Annotated in this window: 16 protein-coding genes and 1 pseudogene; 8 read left to right on the top strand and 9 right to left on the bottom strand. The window is 66.6% G+C overall.

The annotated features are described in order from the left end of the window. Nucleotides 1-508 precede the first annotated feature (508 nt). The 4 genes and pseudogenes from F3J14_RS04820 to F3J14_RS04805 all read left to right on the top strand — a co-directional run bounded on the left by F3J14_RS04820 (nt 509) and on the right by F3J14_RS04805 (nt 3,737). A complete protein-coding gene (locus F3J14_RS04820; RefSeq protein WP_166722036.1) occupies nt 509-1,003 on the top strand; it encodes an LEA type 2 family protein in 495 nt (164 codons plus the stop codon). Nucleotides 1,004-1,152: 149 nt separating this feature from the next. Further along, a pseudogene (locus F3J14_RS04815) lies at nt 1,153-1,484 on the top strand (YegP family protein). Between the two features lie 139 nt (nt 1,485-1,623). Beyond that, nucleotides 1,624-2,757 (top strand): class I SAM-dependent methyltransferase, encoded by a 1,134-nt coding sequence (locus F3J14_RS04810; protein ID WP_166722035.1) that lies wholly within the window; start codon nt 1,624-1,626, stop codon nt 2,755-2,757. Between the two features lie 89 nt (nt 2,758-2,846). Next, nucleotides 2,847-3,737: an SAM-dependent methyltransferase gene (locus F3J14_RS04805; RefSeq protein WP_166722034.1), complete on the top strand. Its 891-nt coding sequence runs from the start codon at nt 2,847-2,849 to the stop codon at nt 3,735-3,737. A gap of 101 nt (nt 3,738-3,838) precedes the next feature. Here F3J14_RS04805 and F3J14_RS04800 read toward each other — a convergent pair whose 3' ends face one another. Both F3J14_RS04800 and F3J14_RS04795 read right to left on the bottom strand, forming a co-directional pair. Then, the gene (locus F3J14_RS04800; protein WP_166722033.1) at nt 3,839-4,411 is read right to left on the bottom strand and encodes a DUF1415 domain-containing protein; all 573 of its coding nucleotides are present in this window, start codon (nt 4,409-4,411) and stop codon (nt 3,839-3,841) included. A gap of 82 nt (nt 4,412-4,493) precedes the next feature. Beyond that, a complete protein-coding gene (locus F3J14_RS04795) occupies nt 4,494-5,117 on the bottom strand; it encodes a TetR/AcrR family transcriptional regulator (protein WP_166722032.1) in 624 nt (207 codons plus the stop codon). Between the two features lie 217 nt (nt 5,118-5,334). On the opposite strand from F3J14_RS04795, the gene F3J14_RS04790 reads away from it, so the two are divergent. From F3J14_RS04790 to F3J14_RS04780, 3 genes are all read left to right on the top strand, one after another. Beyond that, nucleotides 5,335-6,618 (top strand): MFS transporter, encoded by a 1,284-nt coding sequence (locus F3J14_RS04790; RefSeq protein ID WP_006753620.1) that lies wholly within the window; start codon nt 5,335-5,337, stop codon nt 6,616-6,618. Between the two features lie 159 nt (nt 6,619-6,777). After that, nucleotides 6,778-7,383: a nitroreductase family protein gene (locus tag F3J14_RS04785; protein ID WP_006753621.1), complete on the top strand. Its 606-nt coding sequence runs from the start codon at nt 6,778-6,780 to the stop codon at nt 7,381-7,383. 194 nt (nt 7,384-7,577) lie between these two features. After that, nucleotides 7,578-8,828 (top strand): Hsp70 family protein, encoded by a 1,251-nt coding sequence (locus F3J14_RS04780; RefSeq protein WP_166722075.1) that lies wholly within the window; start codon nt 7,578-7,580, stop codon nt 8,826-8,828. A 101-nt stretch (nt 8,829-8,929) separates the two neighbouring features. On the opposite strand, the gene F3J14_RS04775 is transcribed toward F3J14_RS04780, so the two are convergent. Further along, nucleotides 8,930-9,133 (bottom strand): cold-shock protein, encoded by a 204-nt coding sequence (locus F3J14_RS04775; RefSeq protein ID WP_006477070.1) that lies wholly within the window; start codon nt 9,131-9,133, stop codon nt 8,930-8,932. Nucleotides 9,134-9,553: 420 nt separating this feature from the next. Here F3J14_RS04775 and F3J14_RS04770 point away from each other — a divergent pair, with 420 nt between their 5' ends. Beyond that, nucleotides 9,554-11,152, top strand: coding sequence for an APC family permease (locus F3J14_RS04770; RefSeq protein WP_166722031.1), 1,599 nt, complete (start codon nt 9,554-9,556; stop codon nt 11,150-11,152). Nucleotides 11,153-11,260: 108 nt separating this feature from the next. Here F3J14_RS04770 and F3J14_RS04765 read toward each other — a convergent pair whose 3' ends face one another. The 6 genes from F3J14_RS04765 to hemA all read right to left on the bottom strand — a co-directional run bounded on the left by F3J14_RS04765 (nt 11,261) and on the right by hemA (nt 16,573). After that, the gene (locus F3J14_RS04765) at nt 11,261-12,052 is read right to left on the bottom strand and encodes a class III extradiol ring-cleavage dioxygenase (RefSeq protein ID WP_166722030.1); all 792 of its coding nucleotides are present in this window, start codon (nt 12,050-12,052) and stop codon (nt 11,261-11,263) included. 218 nt (nt 12,053-12,270) lie between these two features. Continuing rightward, on the bottom strand, nt 12,271-12,867 hold the full coding sequence (locus tag F3J14_RS04760; RefSeq protein WP_166722029.1) for a UbiX family flavin prenyltransferase: 597 nt from the start codon (nt 12,865-12,867) through the stop codon (nt 12,271-12,273). Nucleotides 12,868-12,880: 13 nt separating this feature from the next. Continuing rightward, entirely contained in the window at nt 12,881-13,192 is a 312-nt protein-coding gene (gene grxD, locus F3J14_RS04755) for a Grx4 family monothiol glutaredoxin (protein WP_006753626.1), read from the bottom strand. A 67-nt stretch (nt 13,193-13,259) separates the two neighbouring features. Beyond that, nucleotides 13,260-14,102: a peptide chain release factor N(5)-glutamine methyltransferase gene (prmC, locus tag F3J14_RS04750; RefSeq protein ID WP_166722028.1), complete on the bottom strand. Its 843-nt coding sequence runs from the start codon at nt 14,100-14,102 to the stop codon at nt 13,260-13,262. A gap of 7 nt (nt 14,103-14,109) precedes the next feature. Next, nucleotides 14,110-15,192: a peptide chain release factor 1 gene (gene prfA / locus F3J14_RS04745; RefSeq protein WP_006755622.1), complete on the bottom strand. Its 1,083-nt coding sequence runs from the start codon at nt 15,190-15,192 to the stop codon at nt 14,110-14,112. A gap of 82 nt (nt 15,193-15,274) precedes the next feature. Further along, a complete protein-coding gene (gene hemA, locus F3J14_RS04740) occupies nt 15,275-16,573 on the bottom strand; it encodes a glutamyl-tRNA reductase (RefSeq protein ID WP_166722027.1) in 1,299 nt (432 codons plus the stop codon). Nucleotides 16,574-16,596: the final 23 nt, after the last annotated feature.

Below are 16,596 nucleotides of genomic sequence, written 5' to 3'. Positions count from 1 at the left end.
TCATCGTTTACTGCCCCCTCTGTGTTTCCGGATGTCGGTTAACTTGCCGGTTCAAAATGGCCGTGCGCGTGTTGTACTGAATTGATTTCGCGCGCACGACACGCGGCCGCCCGCCCTGCACGGGCGTGCATTCCCTTTGAACCGACGACCCACGGGGCTGGCCGTACCAGGCCGCAGGACGGAAGGACGGCGTGTCGCCGTTCCGTAAAATCGCCGTCATGCGGCATCAAGGTTTGTCGGCCTGCTCGAAGGATGCGTAAATATACTTGATGGTTTTGGGTAAAGGAAACGAAAAAATTAGAAAGTGACTCGATTGAATTTTTTGTGTGCCATTGAATGCCGGTAGGCGTTAATTCACTTTCCGTTTGGCTACTGCTTTCCGTAGTTTTAATCTATTAACGATCTCGGCGCTACGCGAAAACTACGAACCGCGGTGTGGCGCAGCGCGCTCGGTACAATGCATCGACGACCTGTCGAATGAGATTGATTGCCGCAAGGAGGCCAGTCCATGCCACGAGCCCTGTTCCTTATCGCGCCGCTGCGCGCCGTGCTGCTGCTGTTCGCCGCCGCCTTCGTGCTCGGCGGTTGCGCGGGCTTCACGCGCGAGCCCGTGAGCGTGTCCGTCGCCGGGCTCGACCCGCTGGTCGGGCAGGGCCTCGAGATGCGCTTCAGCCTGAAGCTGCGCGTGCAGAACCCGAATGACGCGCCGATCGAATACGACGGCATTTCGGTCGCGCTCGACCTGAACGGCACGCCGTTCGCGAGCGGCGTCAGCGATCGCTCGGGCGTCGTGCCGCGTTTCGGCGAAGCGGTGATCGACGTGCCCGTTTCGGTGTCGGCATTCGCCGCCGCGCGGCAGGCGTGGAACCTGCCCGGCGCGGCGGCCAGCGGCGAGTTGCCCTACGCGCTGCGCGGGCGGCTCGCGGGCGGTGTGCTGGGCAGCGTGCATTTCCGCGACGCGGGCACGTTGCGCATGCCGACGACGCCGGGATGGGGTGGGTAGGTGTGACGGTAACGTCGGCCAAATGTCACGAAAGGTTGACGAATTAACCGTCTTCAACAGTTTGCTTGGCGGAAGTTAGATTGTGGTGGTTACCGCTCCTACACTGGTCAATGTCCGAGGGTCGGACGTTCTTTTAGGAGAGTAACCACATGGCTGCAAAGTTCGAGATCAAAAAGGCGACGAACGGTCAGTACTTCTTCCATCTGAAGTCGGCGAATGGCGAGATCATTCTGGCGAGCGAGCGGTATGAGGAGAAGGGTGGCGCGCGAACCGGCATCGCTTCCTACGCGAGAATGCGCCGCTGGACGAACGTTATGAGCGGAAGATCGCGCACAACGGCGAGTACATGTTCAACCTGAAGGCCGCAAACCACCTGGTTATCGGTACGAGTGAAACGTACAAGAGCACACAAGGCCGCGACAACGGGATTGCCGCCGTCAAGCGCGACGCGCCCGCTGCAGAGACTGTCGATCTCGCCTGATTGACGATCGTGCCGCGGCAAACGCCTTCGGGCGGGCGCCGCGGCCGCGGTTTTTGCGGGGCTGGACAAAGCGCGGTATGGTGTCGTCCGCGCGGTGAATTCTCGCCGCCTGTCTGAAGCCAACCGTAGCCGAGCTCGCGTGACCGATTTCCCCGTTTTCCACTGGACCGACGCCGACGGCGCCGAACATGCCGCGCGCTGGCGCTCCGAAGCCGGCGTGCAGCCGCCGAAGCGCGCCGTGCCCGCCGACGACCGCCTCACCGCCGACGCCGCGTACCGCCTCGCGTGCGAGGGCACCGCGCTCGTCTGGCAGGGCGACTTCCAGAATGCGCGCCAGCTCGTGCAGGCGATGGCCCGCCGCGTCGAACGCAAGCCGAAGAAGGCGAAGGCCGCGGCCGGCGCCGACGCATTCAACCTGCACCGGCTCGCGCAATCGCAGCGCGCCCGCACGCTCGGGATGCTGCTGATCCCGCTCGATGCCGACTACACGATCCCGCTGCGCCGCGCGCCCGACGTGCGCGCTGCGTGCGAGGAAGCGTACGGGCCGGGCGACGCGCCGTCGGTCGTGTCGCTGCGCGAACTGCTCGGTCTCGTCGGCGCGCACGAATGGCGCAAGAAGGGTGTGCCGATTCCGGCGCTCGGCGGTGCGCCGATCCATCCGCATTACGGCGTGTTTTCGCCGGTGCGCGGCGAATACGTCGAACTCGTCGCGCGCGCGCCGCTGCCGGCGACGTCGCTCGCATTCGACATCGGTACGGGCACCGGCGTGCTCGCGGCCGTGCTCGCGTCGCGCGGCGTCGAGCGCATCGTCGCGACCGACCAGGATCCGCGCGCGCTCGCGTGTGCCCGCGAGAACATCGCGCGGCTCGGCCACGCCGATCGTGTCGAGGTCGTCGAAGCCGACCTGTTTCCGGCCGGCCGCGCGCCGCTCGTCGTGTGCAACCCGCCGTGGGTGCCGGCCCGCCCGAGCGCGCCGATCGAATACGCGGTCTACGATCCCGACAGCCGCATGCTGCGCGGTTTCCTCGCCGGGCTCGCCAACCATCTCGAACCGGGCGGCGAAGGCTGGCTGATCCTGTCCGATTTCGCCGAGCATCTCGGCCTGCGGCCGCGCGACACGCTGCTGCAATGGATCGATGAAGCCGGTCTCGTCGTGCTCGGCCGCGAAGACATCCGCCCCGCGCATCCGAAGTCGACCGACGCGGACGATCCGCTGCACGCGGCACGCCGCGCCGAGGTCACGTCGCTCTGGCGGCTCGGCGCGCGGGCCTGATCGCGCATTTTCGGTAAACTGTCGTCATTCCTCACGAATTCACGCCGCCGGGCCGTGGTCACCCGACCATGGCCCGGCGCCGCTTCACGATGTCGAACAAGACCTACGAAATCCGTCCGGAGCAGTCCGTCGAGCTGTTGAAGGAACTGCACATCCTGACCCGCGACGGCAAGCTGAACCAGGACAGCCGCCGCAAGCTGAAGCAGGTCTATCACCTGTTTCAGTTCATCGATCCGCTGCTCGCGAGCGTGCAGGCCGACAAGGGCGCCGTCACGCTCGTCGATCACGGCGCCGGCAAGTCGTATCTCGGCTTCATCCTGTACGACCTGTTCTTCAAGCAGCAGCCGGGGCACGGCACGCCGGCGTTCGCGTCGCACGTGTACGGCATCGAGACGCGCGAAGAGCTCGTCACGCGTTCCACCGAACTCGCCACGCGACTCGGGTTCGGCGGGATGTCGTTCCTGAACCTGTCGGTCGCCGACTCGATCACGTCGCCGAAGCTGCCCGAAACGGTCGATGTCGTGACCGCGCTGCATGCGTGCGACACGGCGACCGACGACGCGATCCGTTTCGCGCTCGCGAAGCGCGCGCAGCACATCGTGCTGGTGCCGTGCTGCCAGGCGGAGGTCGCGGGCGTGCTGCGCAGGAACAAGGGCAAGTCGCTCGCGAATGCGCTGACGGAAGTGTGGCGGCATCCGCTGCATACGCGCGAATTCGGCAGCCAGATCACCAACGTGCTGCGCTGTCTGCAGCTCGAGGCGCACGGCTACCAGGTCAGCGTGACCGAGCTGGTCGGCTGGGAGCATTCGATGAAGAACGAGCTGATCATCGCGCAGTACAAGAACCTGCCGCGCCGCAAGCCCAGCGAGCGGCTGAACGAGATCCTCGGCATGTTCGGGCTCGCCGAACTGAACGAGCGCTTCTTCGTGCCGGCGCCCGCGGCGGCGGACGACGAGGCCGTCGCGCCGGCCGCGGACTGAGGCCGACTCAGGCCGACTGAGCCGACTGAGCCGACTGAGCCGACTGAGCCGACTGACGCGCGGCCCGTCGGCCGCGCGGTGACCTGCCGTCGCGCGACGCGTCAGACATCGTCGCCCGGCCGGCGCATCCATTCACGCCAGCCGTCGTGGCCGAGGCGGCGTAGCGTTTCCTGGTTTTTCTCGTAGATCGCGGACGCGTCCGGAAACGCGTCGACCGCGCGCGCGATGCTGTCCTCGCGCAGCAGGTGCAGGATCGGATACGGCGCGCGGTTCGTGTAGTTCTCGATGTCGTCGGCTTCGCTGCCTTCGAACCGGTACTCGGGATGGAAGCTCGCGATCTGCAGCACGCCGTCGAGCCGCAACTGCTGCACGAGCCGCTCCGCGAAGAACAGCGCATCGTTGTAGTCGACGAAATCCGCGAACGCGCGCGGATAGATCACGAGCGTCGTGTCGACCTGCTGCGGATCCGCTGCCTCGAGCGTGCGCAGCTCGGTTTCGAGGTCGGCGAGTGCGTCCTCGAGCGTCGTCGCTTCGCTGATCGCATAGCGCACCTGTTCCTTCACATAGACGCTCTTCGCGAACGGGCACAGATTGAGCCCGATCACCGCGCGCGCGAGCCAGTGCCGCGTGGCGGCGAGGATGTCGTCGTGCGAGTCGGGGCGGGTGTCGGTCATGGCGAAGGCAATCGGGCGAAGCGGCAGCGAGGGCCGCATTGTAGCTGGAGCGGATCCGCGGGGTTCGGGCGTGCGCCGCCCGTCACGCGCAGCCGGCTTCGATCAGCTGCGTGACCAGCGCAGGCGCGGTGCCGATCGGCGTTTCGCCGTGCCGATAGGTCTGGCTGGCCGCGTAGATGCCTTCGACCACCAGCGCGAGCGCATCGGCGAGCGCTTTCGGCTCCCGTGCGCCGGCGCTTTCGCACAACTCGACGAGCCGCTTCATCAGCTGTTCCTTGTTCTGCGCGACGCGCTCGCGCGCCGGGTGCGACGCATCCGGGAATTCGGCCGCGACGTTGACGAACGGGCAGCCGCGATAGTCCTTCTGCGTCGCGCGCTCCGCGAGATCGACGAAATACTGGATCAACTGCGCCTTCGGCTGGCCCGGATGCTTCGCGACGCTCGAATCGAAACGCTCGAAGAAGCACGCATCCATCCGTTCCAGATACGCGAGGATCAGTTCGTCCTTCGACGAGAACTGGCGGTACAGGCTCATCTTGTTGACGCCCGCGAGTTCCACGACCGCCTCCACACCGACCGCGCGCACCCCTTCCTTGTAAAACAGCTCCTCGGCGGCGCGCAGCAGGTGTTCCTGCGCCGCGGCCGCGGCGATCGGCCGGCGCGTGCGGCGTGCCGGCGGCTTGTTGACGGCCTCGATGCCCGACATGATGACCCTCGACTGCGTGATGAATTGCTTGACATGTTACCGACTGGTAACTACGATCGCAACACACTTGTGACCGAGCGGTAACAATGCCGAACGGATCGACAGACAAATGCCAGGTGTCGGCCCGGGTCAGCCGATGCAGCGTGCGGCGGAGGTGGCCTGGTGGTGAGGCGGAGTGGGCGCGCGGGCGCCGGGCCGCCAACTGGAGAGCGACAACATGAACTGGGCAGTGACACGAATCGGCGGGCGCTTCCATTACGGATGGCTCGCGGCGGCGGTGGTTTTCCTGATCCTGCTGGCGGCGGCCGGCACGCGCGCGACGCCGAGCGTGCTGATGGTGCCGCTCGAGCGCGAACTCGGCTGGAGCCGCGCGGCGATTTCGCTGGCGATTTCGGTGAACATCGCGCTGTACGGCCTGACGGGCCCGTTCGCGGCCGCGGCGATGCAGCGTTTCGGGCTGCGGCCGACGATCCTGACGGCGCTGGTGACGATGGGCGCGGGCGTCGCGCTGTCGTCGATGATGACGCAGAGCTGGCAGATGGTCGTGATCTGGGGGCTGATGGTCGGCTGCTCGACCGGCGTCGTCGCCTTGACGCTGTCCGCGACCTTCGTCACGCGCTGGTTCCATGCGCGGCGCGGCCTCGTGATGGGCATCCTGACCGCGAGCACGGCCACCGGCCAGCTCGTGTTCTTGCCGATGCTCGCCGCGATCGCGCAGCGCCACGGCTGGCGGCCGGTCGTACTCGTCGTTGCGGTCGCGGCCGCGATCGTGATTCCGCTGGTCGCGTTCCTGCTGCCCGAGCGGCCGGCCGACGTGCAGCTGCGCCCGTACGGCGAGCCGGCCGATGCGCCGGCCGCGCCCGACGCGACGAAGGAGAACCCGCTCGCGGTCGCGTTCCGCACGCTGCTGATGGCGAGCCGCTCGCGCGACTTCTGGCTGCTGTTCTTCAGCTTTTTCATCTGCGGCGCGAGCACCAACGGCTATGTCGGTACGCACCTGATCGCGATGTGCAGCGACTACGGGATGACCGAAGTGCAGGGCGCGTCGCTGCTTGCCGCGATGGGCGTGTTCGACCTGTTCGGCACGACGCTGTCAGGCTGGCTGTCCGACCGCTACGACAACCGCGTGCTGCTGTTCTGGTACTACGGGCTGCGCGGGCTGTCGCTGATCTACCTGCCGCATGCGTTCGGCATCGATTTCTTCGGGCTGCCGCTGTTCGCGATGTTCTACGGGCTCGACTGGATCGCGACCGTGCCGCCGACCGTGCGGCTCGCCACCGATGTGTTCGGCAAGGCCGCGGCGCCGGTCGTGTTCGGTTGGATCGTCGCCGGCCACCAGCTCGGCGCGGCATTCGCGGCGCTCGGCGCGGGGCTGCTGCGTGCGAGCCTCGGTACCTATACGATCGCGTCGATGATCTCGGGCGGGCTCTGCATCGTCGGCGCGCTGATCGTGCTGCGGATCAACCGCGGGCCGTCCCGCGCCACCGCGCAGGCCGCCTGAGCGCGGCGCTCCGGCCGGCCCGAGCGCGGCGGGCGGCCGGTCAATGCAGGATCGGTGATTTGCATTGCGCGGGACGATCGGGCGCGTGATTGCTCAAGCGGTTATGCTTGCGGTTCGGCGCGCGTTCGCGCCCCTTCATCGATGTCAGCGAGGAACCGCATGTCTGTCAAACCTGCTCCCACCACTGTTTCGATTCACGACCTGATCGCGGGCCGCTGGAGCCCGCGCGCGTATTCGGACGAGCCGATCAGCGCCGCCGATCTGCACGCGGTGCTCGAAGCCGCGCGCTGGGCGCCGTCCGCGTACAACGCGCAGCCGTGGCGCTTCATCGTATTCGATCGCACCCAGGATGAAGCGGCGTTCAAGCGCGCATTCGCGACGCTGGTGCCGTTCAACCAGGCCTGGAACGCGCCGGCGCCGGTGCTGATCGCCGTGACTTCGCACACGCTCACGCCGAAGGGCGAGCCGGCGTCGACCGCGCTGTACGACGCGGGCGCCGCCGCAATGTCGCTGGTGCTGCAGGCGCACGCGCTGGGCCTTGCCGCGCACCAGATGAGCGGCTTCGACGCGAAGGCGTTCCGCGACGCCTTCGAGATCCCGGCCGACGTCGCCATTCCGGCGCTCATCTCGCTCGGCCACTACGGCAACGTCGACAAGCTCGATCCGGTGCTGCGCGACCGCGAAAAGGCGCCCCGCACGCGCCATGCGCTCGGCGAGGTCGTCTACGCGGGCGCATGGAAGAAGGGTTTCGAAGCGGCAGCCTGATTCCCCAGGCGGGCGGCGGGGTGCGTTTGGCCGCCGACCGCACCTGTCGCCGACGCGCCCGGCGGCGCGCCTGATCTCCGCCCCGGGCCGGTTGCGCCGTAACGGTGGCCGGCCCCGGTTGTGATCCGGCGGGCTTCATGTTAAAAAGCCCGTCCTTTCCGTTTTCCGCGCCGGCCATGCTGCGGCACCTTCCGATGACTTACTGCGCGATCGATTTCGGCACGTCCAATTCCGCCGTGGCGCTGCCCGACGGCGATGGCATGCGCCTCGCGCCCGTCGAGGGCGACCACCTGACGCTGCCCACCGCGATCTTCTTCAACAACGACGAGCAGACGGTCGAATACGGCCGCGCGGCGCTCGCGTCGTATATCGACGGTTTCGAAGGCCGGCTGATGCGCTCGATGAAGAGCATCCTCGGTTCGCCGCTCGCGGAAACCACGACCGATCTCGGCGACGGCAGCGCGATGGCGTACACGGAGATCATCGCGCGCTTCCTGACGCACCTGAAGCGCAAGGCCGAGGCATGCGCGGGCGCGCCGATCGGCCGCGCGGTGCTCGGCCGGCCGGTGTTCTTCGTCGACGACGATCCGCGCGCCGACCGCCTCGCGCAGGACCAGCTCGAAGCGGCCGCGCGGTCGGTCGGTTTCACCGACGTGCATTTCCAGTACGAACCGATCGCGGCCGCGTTCGACTACGAGTCGCGCCAGCAGGCCGAACGGCTCGTGCTGGTTGCCGACATCGGCGGCGGTACGTCGGACTTCTCGCTCGTGCGTGTCGGGCCGGAGCGGATGGCGCGCCTCGAGCGCAAGGACGACGTGCTCGCGCACCACGGCGTGCACGTCGCGGGCACCGATTACGACCGCCGCGTCGAGCTGGCGGCGATCCTGCCGGCGTTCGGCTATCGCTCGCTCGATCCCGAGGGGCGCGAGCTGCCGAACCGGATCTACTTCGACCTGGCGACCTGGCACCTGATCAACACGGTCTACACGCCGAAGCGGCTGGGCGAGCTGAAGCTGATGAAGCACCTGTACCAGGATGGGCGGCAGTACGACCGGCTCACGCGCGTGGTGGAACAGCGGCTCGGGCACGCGCTGATGGCACGCGCGGAAGAGGCGAAGATCGGCGTGGCGGCGGGCGGGGAGACGATGATCGACCTGAACGACGTGGAAGAGGATCTGCAGATCGCGTTCGACGCCGAACGCCTCGTCGATGCGAGCGTCGACGACACCGCGCGCATCGTCGACGCCGCGCGCGAAACGGTACGGCTGGCGGGCGTTGCGCCGCGAGACCTCGGCGCGCTGTATTTCACCGGCGGCTCGACCGGGCTCGCGTTTCTGTCGGGTGCGCTCGCTGGCGCATTCCCGGACGCGCAGCCGGTGTTCGGCGATCGCCTTGCGAGCGTCGCGACGGGGCTCGGCATTCATGCGCAGCGGCTGTTCGGCTGACCGAAGATGAGCCGGACGGGCGGTGGCCGCATGGCTGCCGCGCCGTAAAACAAAAAGCCCCGCCGAAGCGGGGCTTTTTTACACGAAATATCGCGCCGAACTTAGACCGGACGGATGTTCGCAGCTTGCAGACCCTTCGGGCCCGTCTTCACTTCGAATTCAACCTTCTGGTTTTCTTGCAGCGTCTTGAAGCCTTCGACGCGGATTTCCGAGAAGTGCGCGAACAGATCGTCGCCGCCGCCTTCCGGGGTAATGAAGCCGAAGCCCTTTGCGTCATTGAACCACTTGACGGTACCGGTTGCCATGTTACTTATTCCTAAAAAGATAAAACGGGGCCGAGGCCCATGGGGTGCGGAAAATCAAGGAAGGGGGTAATAGGACCAACCGGAGTACCGTTGATGGGCGAACTACGAAAGAACCAATTCACTCGCCGCTTGAAATCCTGCAACGTTGTTTATACGGCTAATCGCTCGCGTGGTCAACCGGATTTCCATGCAGTCAGGGTTATTGCGGAGTTCAGGTTTACAAACCTTGCAAACGATGCGACTTTTTTGTAGGGGGCGAACGATTTTGGCGCCATCTTGCAGGTGCAACCGTTAAACTACGCGCCGCTGGACGGGTTGCCCCGATCGGGTTACCCGTCCCCCCAAAATGACGCGCGCGGTGCTGTCCGAGCCGATCCCGGACAGCTGGCCGACCACGCTTTTTGAGACACAGGAGAGGATGTGAAGAGTTCTATTCAACGGAACATCGGCCCGTTTGCACTGATGCTGACGGGGCTGGGTTCGATTATCGGCTCGGGCTGGCTGTTCGGCGCCTGGAAGGCCGCGAAGATCGCCGGTCCGGCGGCGATCTGCGCATGGATCATCGGCGCGGTCGTGATTCTCGCGATTGCCCTGACGTACGCTGAACTGGGCGCGATGTTCCCCGAGTCCGGCGGCATGGTGCGCTATGCGCGCTACTCGCACGGTTCGCTGGTGGGCTTCATCAGCGCATGGGCGAACTGGATCGCGATCGTATCGGTGATCCCGATCGAAGCGGAAGCGTCGATCCAGTACATGAGCACGTGGCCGTATCCATGGGCACACGCGTTGTTCGTGAACGGTGAGTTGCAGACCCTCGGCCTGCTGCTGTCGGCCGTGCTGGTCGTCATCTATTTCATGCTGAACTACTGGGGCGTCAAGGCGTTCGCGCGGGCAAACACCGCGATCACGATCTTCAAGTTCCTGATCCCCGGCCTCACGATCCTCGGCCTGATGCTGACGAGCTTCCACTCGGAAAACCTCGGGACCACGTCGAGTGCGAGCTTCGCGCCGTACGGCTGGTCGGCCGTGCTGACCGCGGTTGCGACGAGCGGCATCGTGTTTGCGTTCAACGGCTTCCAGAGCCCGGTGAACCTCGCCGGTGAAGCGCGCAATCCGTCGCGCAGCGTGCCGTTCGCGGTGATCACGTCGATCCTGCTGGCACTCGTGATCTACGTGCTGCTGCAGATGGCATACATCGGCTCGGTGAATCCGGCCGACGTCGCGAAGGGCTGGGAGCACTTCAACTTCTCGTCGCCGTTCGCGGAACTCGCGATCGCGCTGAACCTGAACTGGCTCGCGATCCTGCTGTACGTCGATGCGTTCATCAGCCCGAGCGGCACCGGCACGACCTACATGGCGACGACCACCCGCATGATCTACGCGATGGAGCGCAACAACACGATGCCGAAGATGTTCGGCAACGTGCACCCGATCTACGGCGTGCCGCGCCAGGCGATGTGGTTCAACCTGCTCGTGTCGTTCATCTTCCTGTTCTTCTTCCGCGGCTGGAGCTCGCTCGCGGCGGTGATCTCGGTGGCGACGGTGATTTCGTACCTGACCGGCCCGATCAGCCTGATGGCGCTGCGCCGCGCGGCGACCGACATCGAGCGTCCGCTGTCGATTCCGCTGATGAAGCTGATCGCACCGTTCGCGTTCGTCTGCGCCTCGCTGATCCTGTACTGGGCGAAGTGGCCGTTGACCGGCGAAATCATCCTGCTGATGATCGTCGCGCTGCCGGTATACTTCTTCTTCCAGGCCAAGTCCGGCTGGAGCGGCTGGGGCGCCGACCTGAAGGCCGCATGGTGGCTGGTCGCGTACCTGCCGACGATGGCCGTGCTGTCGCTGATCGGCAGCAAGGAGTTCGGCGGCCATGGTCTGATGCCGTACGGCTGGGACATGGTGATCGTCGCGGCGATCTCGCTGGTGTTCTACTTCTGGGGCGTGAACACGGGCTACCGGACCCAATATCTCGACGAGCGTGAATCGCACGACGAGATCCTCGAAAAGGTCGGTGCCTGACGCCTGACCTGCCACCGGAATCGGCGGTGGCAGGAAGCGCAAAAAAAGCCCGCCCGAGCGATGCTCGGGCGGGCTTTTTGTTTGGGGTCGCCAGTTGTGCCGGGCGACTCAGGCTGCCGCGCCCGCGAACACGTAGTTCGTCATCGCGAGCACACGTTGATACGTGCCGAGCGACTGGATGCCGAGCCGGTAGTCGTCGTCGGCCGCGCCAAGCGCGGTGAACACCGGCAGCAGGTGTTCGTCGGTCGGATGCATCAGCGCCGCGTGCGGGGCCTGCCGGCGATAGTCGAGCAGCGCGTCGACATCGCGCGCGGCGAGCTTCGCCTCGAACCAGTCGGTGAACTCCGTGACGCGCGGGTCTGCATCCTCGGGCGCCGCGCCGAAATCGGCGGCGCGCAGGTTGTGCGTGATCTGGCCCGAGCCGATCACCATCACGCCTTCGTCGCGCAGCGGCCGCAGCGCGCGGCCGAGTGCGAAGTGATGGGCGGCGTCCGCGCGCGGCTGGATCGACAATTGCGCCACGGGCACGTCGGCCTCGGGGAACATCAGCAGCATCGGCACCCACGCGCCGTGGTCGAGGCCGCGCTCGGCCGTCGCGGTCGCGATGCCGGCCGCATTCAGCAGCGCGGCCGCCCGTTCGGCGACCTCGGGCGCGCCCGGTGCCGGATAGCGGATCTCGTACAGGGCGCGCGGGAAGCCATGGAAGTCGTGGATCGTTTCCGGATGCGCGGCCACGCTCGCGACCGGCTGCTGCGTGCCCCAGTGTGCGGACAGCATCAGCACCGCGCGCGGGCGCGGCAATTCGGCACCGAGGTGCGTGAACGCGCCGGACGGCAGCGTCGGGTCGATCGGCAGCGTCGGCGCGCCGTGGGACAGGTAAAGCGAGGGCAAGCGATTCATGGTGGGGAGCCTGCAAAAGGGGTTTGCCTGTGACTATAGGCGCGCACCACGCATTGATAAATCGGCCGCCTGGAATTTAATTGAATCTTGCTGGTTGTTAATGCGGGTGCTTCCGCGTGTGCGAGGGGCGGGCGGTGCTTTAGATGAACGGATCGAGCCGGAAGGCGTCTGAATCGACGAAGATGCGCGAGGAACGACGCAGAAGCGCCGCGTCGAGCTTACTGTGTGGGCCGGATGCCGGCCCACTGCGTCGTCATCGGTGCACTGAGCGCGAACAGGTCGAGTACGCGCGTGACGGTCTGGTCGACGAGTTCCTCGATCGTCTTCGGCATCGCGTAGAACGCGGGCAGCGGCGGGAACACGATGCCGCCCATTTCGGTCACGGCGGTCATGTTGCGCAGATGCGCGAGGTTGAACGGCGTTTCGCGCACCATCAGCACGAGACGCCGGCGTTCCTTCAGCGTGACGTCGGCCGCGCGCGTGATCAGGTTGTCCGACAGCCCGTGCGCGACGCTCGCAAGCGTCTTCATCGAGCAGGGTGCGATCACCATTCCGTCGGTCGCGAACGAGCCCGACGCGATCGTCGCGCCGACATCGCGCACCGAATGCACGACATCCGCACGGCTTTCGACCTCGGCCTTCGACAGCTTCAGTTCATGCTGGATATTGAGCCAGCCGGCGTTCGAAACCAGCAGATGCGTTTCGACGCCGCCGGCGGCGCGCAGCAATTCGAGCAGCCGCACGCCGTAGACCGCGCCGGTGGCGCCGGTGATCGCGACGATCAGCCGGCGTGGCGGCGCGCTGGGAGATGCCATCGGGAAGGGGACGTTACGCGGCGGCGAACAGTTGCTGCAGTTCGCCCGACTGGTACATCTCCATCATGATGTCCGAGCCGCCGACGAATTCACCCTTCACGTACAGCTGCGGGATGGTCGGCCAGTTCGAGAATTCCTTGATGCCCTGGCGGATTTCGTCGTCCTCGAGCACGTTGACCGTCTTGAACTGGTCGACGCCGCAGGCTTTCAGCACCTGCACGGCGCGGCCCGAGAAGCCGCACATCGGGAATTGCGCGTTGCCCTTCATGAAGAGCACGACCTGGTTTTCGTCGACGATTTGCTTGATACGTTGTTGGGTGTCCATGACTGACCTTGCGTTTGCGGGGCGTTGGAACGAAATGATAGCGGATTTCAACCGGGCGGGCCGGCCATCAGCCGGGCCGGCGCCCGCCGGTCGTGCGTTCGATCGCGGCCAGATCGGCGAGCGATTCGACCGCGACGAAGCCGCGCGACACGAGTAGCGCGCGCACGGCTTCGGCCTGGTCGTAGCCGTGCTCGATCCAGAGCGTGCCGCCCGGTTTCAGGTAAGCGCCGGCGCCTGCGACGATCGTGCGGATCGCGCTCAGGCCGTCGGCGTCGTCGGTGAGTGCGCCGCGCGGCTCGAAACGCAGGTCGCCCTGCGCGAGGTGCGGATCGTGCTGCGCGATGTACGGCGGGTTGCTGACGATCGTGTCGAACGCGAGCGCCGGGTCGAGCGCGGCGTACCAGTCGCTCTGCAGCCAGTGCAGCGGGCCGCCGGGGCGGCGCGCGTCGAGCAGCTTGTCCGCGTTGCGCCGTGCGACTTCGAGCGCGGCGGGCGAACGGTCGAGCGCCCATACGCGTGCGTCAGGCCGTTCCGCCGCGATCGACACGGCGATCGCGCCGCTGCCGGTGCCGAGATCGAGCACGGCCGGATGCGGCCGTCCGTCGATCGCGTCGAGCGCGGCTTCGACGAGCAGTTCGGTTTCCGGGCGCGGAATCAGCACGTCGGGCGTCACATCGAACGGCCGACCGAAGAATTCGCGCATCCCGACGAGCTGCGCAACCGGCTCGCCAGCCACGCGGCGCGCTTCGAGCGCGCGGTAGCGCTCGATCGAGGCGGGCTCGAGCGGGGTGTCGCCGCGCGTGATCAACTGCGTGCGGGTCCAGCCGAGCGCGTATGCGAGCAGCACGCGTGCATCGACCGCGTCGAGCGGCGACGCGCGCAGCAGGTCGTCGGCGGTGGTGTCGGGCATCGCGGCCTCAGTCGGTGTCGCCGAGCGACGCGAGCAGTTCGGCCTGGTGCTCGGTGACGAGCGCGCCGATCAGTTCGTCGAGATCGCCGTCCATCAGCGCCTCGAGCCGGTACAGCGTCAGGTTGATCCGGTGGTCGGTCATCCGGCCTTGCGGGAAGTTGTACGTGCGGATCCGTTCCGAGCGGTCGCCGGAGCCGATCAGGCTCTTGCGCGTCGCCGCTTCCTTCGCGTGCTGCTCGTGATACTGCTTGTCCTTGATGCGCGCGGCGAGCACCTTCAGCGCGCGATCCTTGTTCTTGTGCTGCGAACGGTCGTCCTGGCACTCGACGACGATCCCGGTCGGGATGTGCGTGACGCGCACCGCCGAATCGGTCTTGTTGATGTGCTGGCCGCCCGCGCCCGACGCGCGGAACGTGTCGATCCGCAGGTCGGCCGGATTGATCTCGACCTCGCCGATCTCGTCGGCTTCCGGCATCACCGCGACCGTGCATGCGGACGTGTGGATGCGCCCCTGCGTCTCGGTGGCCGGCACGCGCTGCACCCGATGGCCGCCCGACTCGAACTTCAGGCGCGAGTACGCGCCCTGGCCGGCGATCCGCACGATCACTTCCTTGTAGCCGCCGAGATCCGACGCGCTTTCCGACATCATCTCGACCTGCCAGCGCTGGCGCTCCGCGAAGCGCAGGTACATGCGCAGCAGATCGCCTGCGAACAGCGCCGATTCGTCGCCGCCGGCGCCCGCGCGGATTTCGAGGAAGATGTTGCGATCGTCGTTCGGGTCCTTCGGCAGCAGCATCTTCTGCAATTCGGCTTCGAGACGGACCATGCGCTCACGTGCGCTGCGAATCTCGTCTTCGGCGAAATCGCGCATCGATGCATCGGCGAGCAGTTCCTGCGCGGCCGTCTCGTCGTTGCGCGACTGGCGCCACAGTGCGTACTGCTCGACGACCGGGCCGAGTTCCGCGTGTTCGCGCGTGAGCCTGCGGTACTGGTCGAGGTCGGCCGTGACGTTTTCGCGGCTCAGCAGGTCGTTCAGTTCGGCCAGCCGGGTAGACAGCTGGTCGAGCTTGCGTTGCATGCTCGTCTTCATGGTGTGGAGCGGCGCTCCCGGGCAAGGGGTATTCGGAAAGGATAGGCCGGCTCGCGGCCGGCGGCAGGGCAACCGGCCGGCGCTAGTGGCCGGATTGGTCGTTCGAGCGCGGCGCGTGCTGGTAGAAGCCGCGCATCAGGTCGATCAGCGAATCGCGGTCGGCGCCGTTCACGCGGTTGAGCGCGCTCGTCGGGCCGTGGATCAGCTTGTTGGTGAGCGCTTGCGACAGCGCTTCGAGGACGGCGGCAGGATCGTCGCCGCGCGCGAGCAGCTTCTGCGCCTTCTCGACTTCCGCACGGCGCAGCGCGTCGGCCTGCGTATGCATGTGACGAATCACCGGCACGACGCTGCGCGTGTCGAGCCATTGCATGAAATTCTGTACACGCGTCTCGATGATCGTCTCGGCCTGCGCGACCGCGGCCTGGCGCGACGCGTTGCCTTCGCGCACGATCGCGCCGAGATCGTCGACGGTATAGAGGAATACGTCCTTCAGCTTGCCGACTTCCGGCTCGATGTCGCGCGGCACCGCGAGGTCGACCATGAAGATCGGCCGATGGCGGCGCGCCTTCACCGCGCGCTCGACCGCGCCGAGGCCGATGATCGGCAGCGTCGACGCGGTGCACGACACGATGATGTCGAATTCGTGCATCCGCGTCGGCAGGTCCGACAGCGGCATCGCGCGGCCGTTGAAGCGTTCGGCGAGCCGCTGGCCGCGTTCGGCCGTGCGGTTCGCGATCACGAGCTCGCGCGGGCTCTGCGCGGCGAAGTGCGTCGCGCACAGCTCGATCATCTCGCCGGCGCCGATGAACAGCACGCGTTGATCCGACACCTTTTCGAAGATGCGCTGCGCGAGACGGACCGCGGCGGCGGCCATCGACACCGACTGCGCGCCGATCTCGGTCGTGCCGCGCACTTCCTTCGCGACGGCGAACGTGCGCTGGAACAGCTGGTTCAGATAGGTGCCGAGTGCGCCGGCTTCCGTCGCGGTGCGCACCGCGTCCTTCATCTGGCCCAGAATCTGCGTTTCGCCGAGCACCATCGAATCGAGGCCCGACGCGACGCGGAATGCGTGCCGGACCGCTTCCGACTGCGGCAGCGCGTAGACGTGCGGCGCGAGTTCGTCGACCGGAATCTGGTGATACTCCGACAGCCAGCGAATCGCCCCCTCGCGTGCGGCCCGATCGTCGGTCGCGCAATAGAGTTCGGTGCGGTTGCAGGTGGAGAGGATCGCCGCTTCCGGCGCATTGGGCGCCTGGGGGCCGAGGAACACGTTCTTGAACGTGACGAGAGCCGGCTTGATTTGCTCGAGCGGAAACGCCACGCGTTCGCGCAGGGCGACAGGCGCAGTGTGGTGATTGATTCCGATCGTGAGGAGTTGCATATCGCGGGCTATCGTTTAGCCCC

It is taken from the genome of Burkholderia sp. Tr-862 (assembly GCF_011753085.1).
In the GTDB taxonomy this organism is placed as follows: domain Bacteria; phylum Pseudomonadota; class Gammaproteobacteria; order Burkholderiales; family Burkholderiaceae; genus Burkholderia; species Burkholderia ambifaria.
The sequence above is the reverse complement of the archived record's forward strand: the minus strand, read 5'-3'. Positions and strand labels throughout refer to the sequence as shown.

Coding starts and splice junctions, on each gene's coding strand:
- hemA (WP_166722027.1), bottom strand. CDS start 16,573: ATGCAACTCCTCACGATCGGAATCAATCACCACACTGCGCCTGTCGCC.
- F3J14_RS04760 (WP_166722029.1), bottom strand. CDS start 12,867: ATGGCATCTCCCAGCGCGCCGCCACGCCGGCTGATCGTCGCGATCACC.
- F3J14_RS04805 (WP_166722034.1), top strand. CDS start 2,847: ATGTCGAACAAGACCTACGAAATCCGTCCGGAGCAGTCCGTCGAGCTG.
- F3J14_RS04780 (WP_166722075.1), top strand. CDS start 7,578: ATGACTTACTGCGCGATCGATTTCGGCACGTCCAATTCCGCCGTGGCG.
- F3J14_RS04795 (WP_166722032.1), bottom strand. CDS start 5,117: ATGTCGGGCATCGAGGCCGTCAACAAGCCGCCGGCACGCCGCACGCGC.
- F3J14_RS04790 (WP_006753620.1), top strand. CDS start 5,335: ATGAACTGGGCAGTGACACGAATCGGCGGGCGCTTCCATTACGGATGG.
- grxD (WP_006753626.1), bottom strand. CDS start 13,192: ATGGACACCCAACAACGTATCAAGCAAATCGTCGACGAAAACCAGGTC.
- F3J14_RS04820 (WP_166722036.1), top strand. CDS start 509: ATGCCACGAGCCCTGTTCCTTATCGCGCCGCTGCGCGCCGTGCTGCTG.
- prmC (WP_166722028.1), bottom strand. CDS start 14,102: ATGCCCGACACCACCGCCGACGACCTGCTGCGCGCGTCGCCGCTCGAC.
- F3J14_RS04765 (WP_166722030.1), bottom strand. CDS start 12,052: ATGAATCGCTTGCCCTCGCTTTACCTGTCCCACGGCGCGCCGACGCTG.
- F3J14_RS04785 (WP_006753621.1), top strand. CDS start 6,778: ATGTCTGTCAAACCTGCTCCCACCACTGTTTCGATTCACGACCTGATC.
- F3J14_RS04775 (WP_006477070.1), bottom strand. CDS start 9,133: ATGGCAACCGGTACCGTCAAGTGGTTCAATGACGCAAAGGGCTTCGGC.
- prfA (WP_006755622.1), bottom strand. CDS start 15,192: ATGAAGACGAGCATGCAACGCAAGCTCGACCAGCTGTCTACCCGGCTG.
- F3J14_RS04800 (WP_166722033.1), bottom strand. CDS start 4,411: ATGACCGACACCCGCCCCGACTCGCACGACGACATCCTCGCCGCCACG.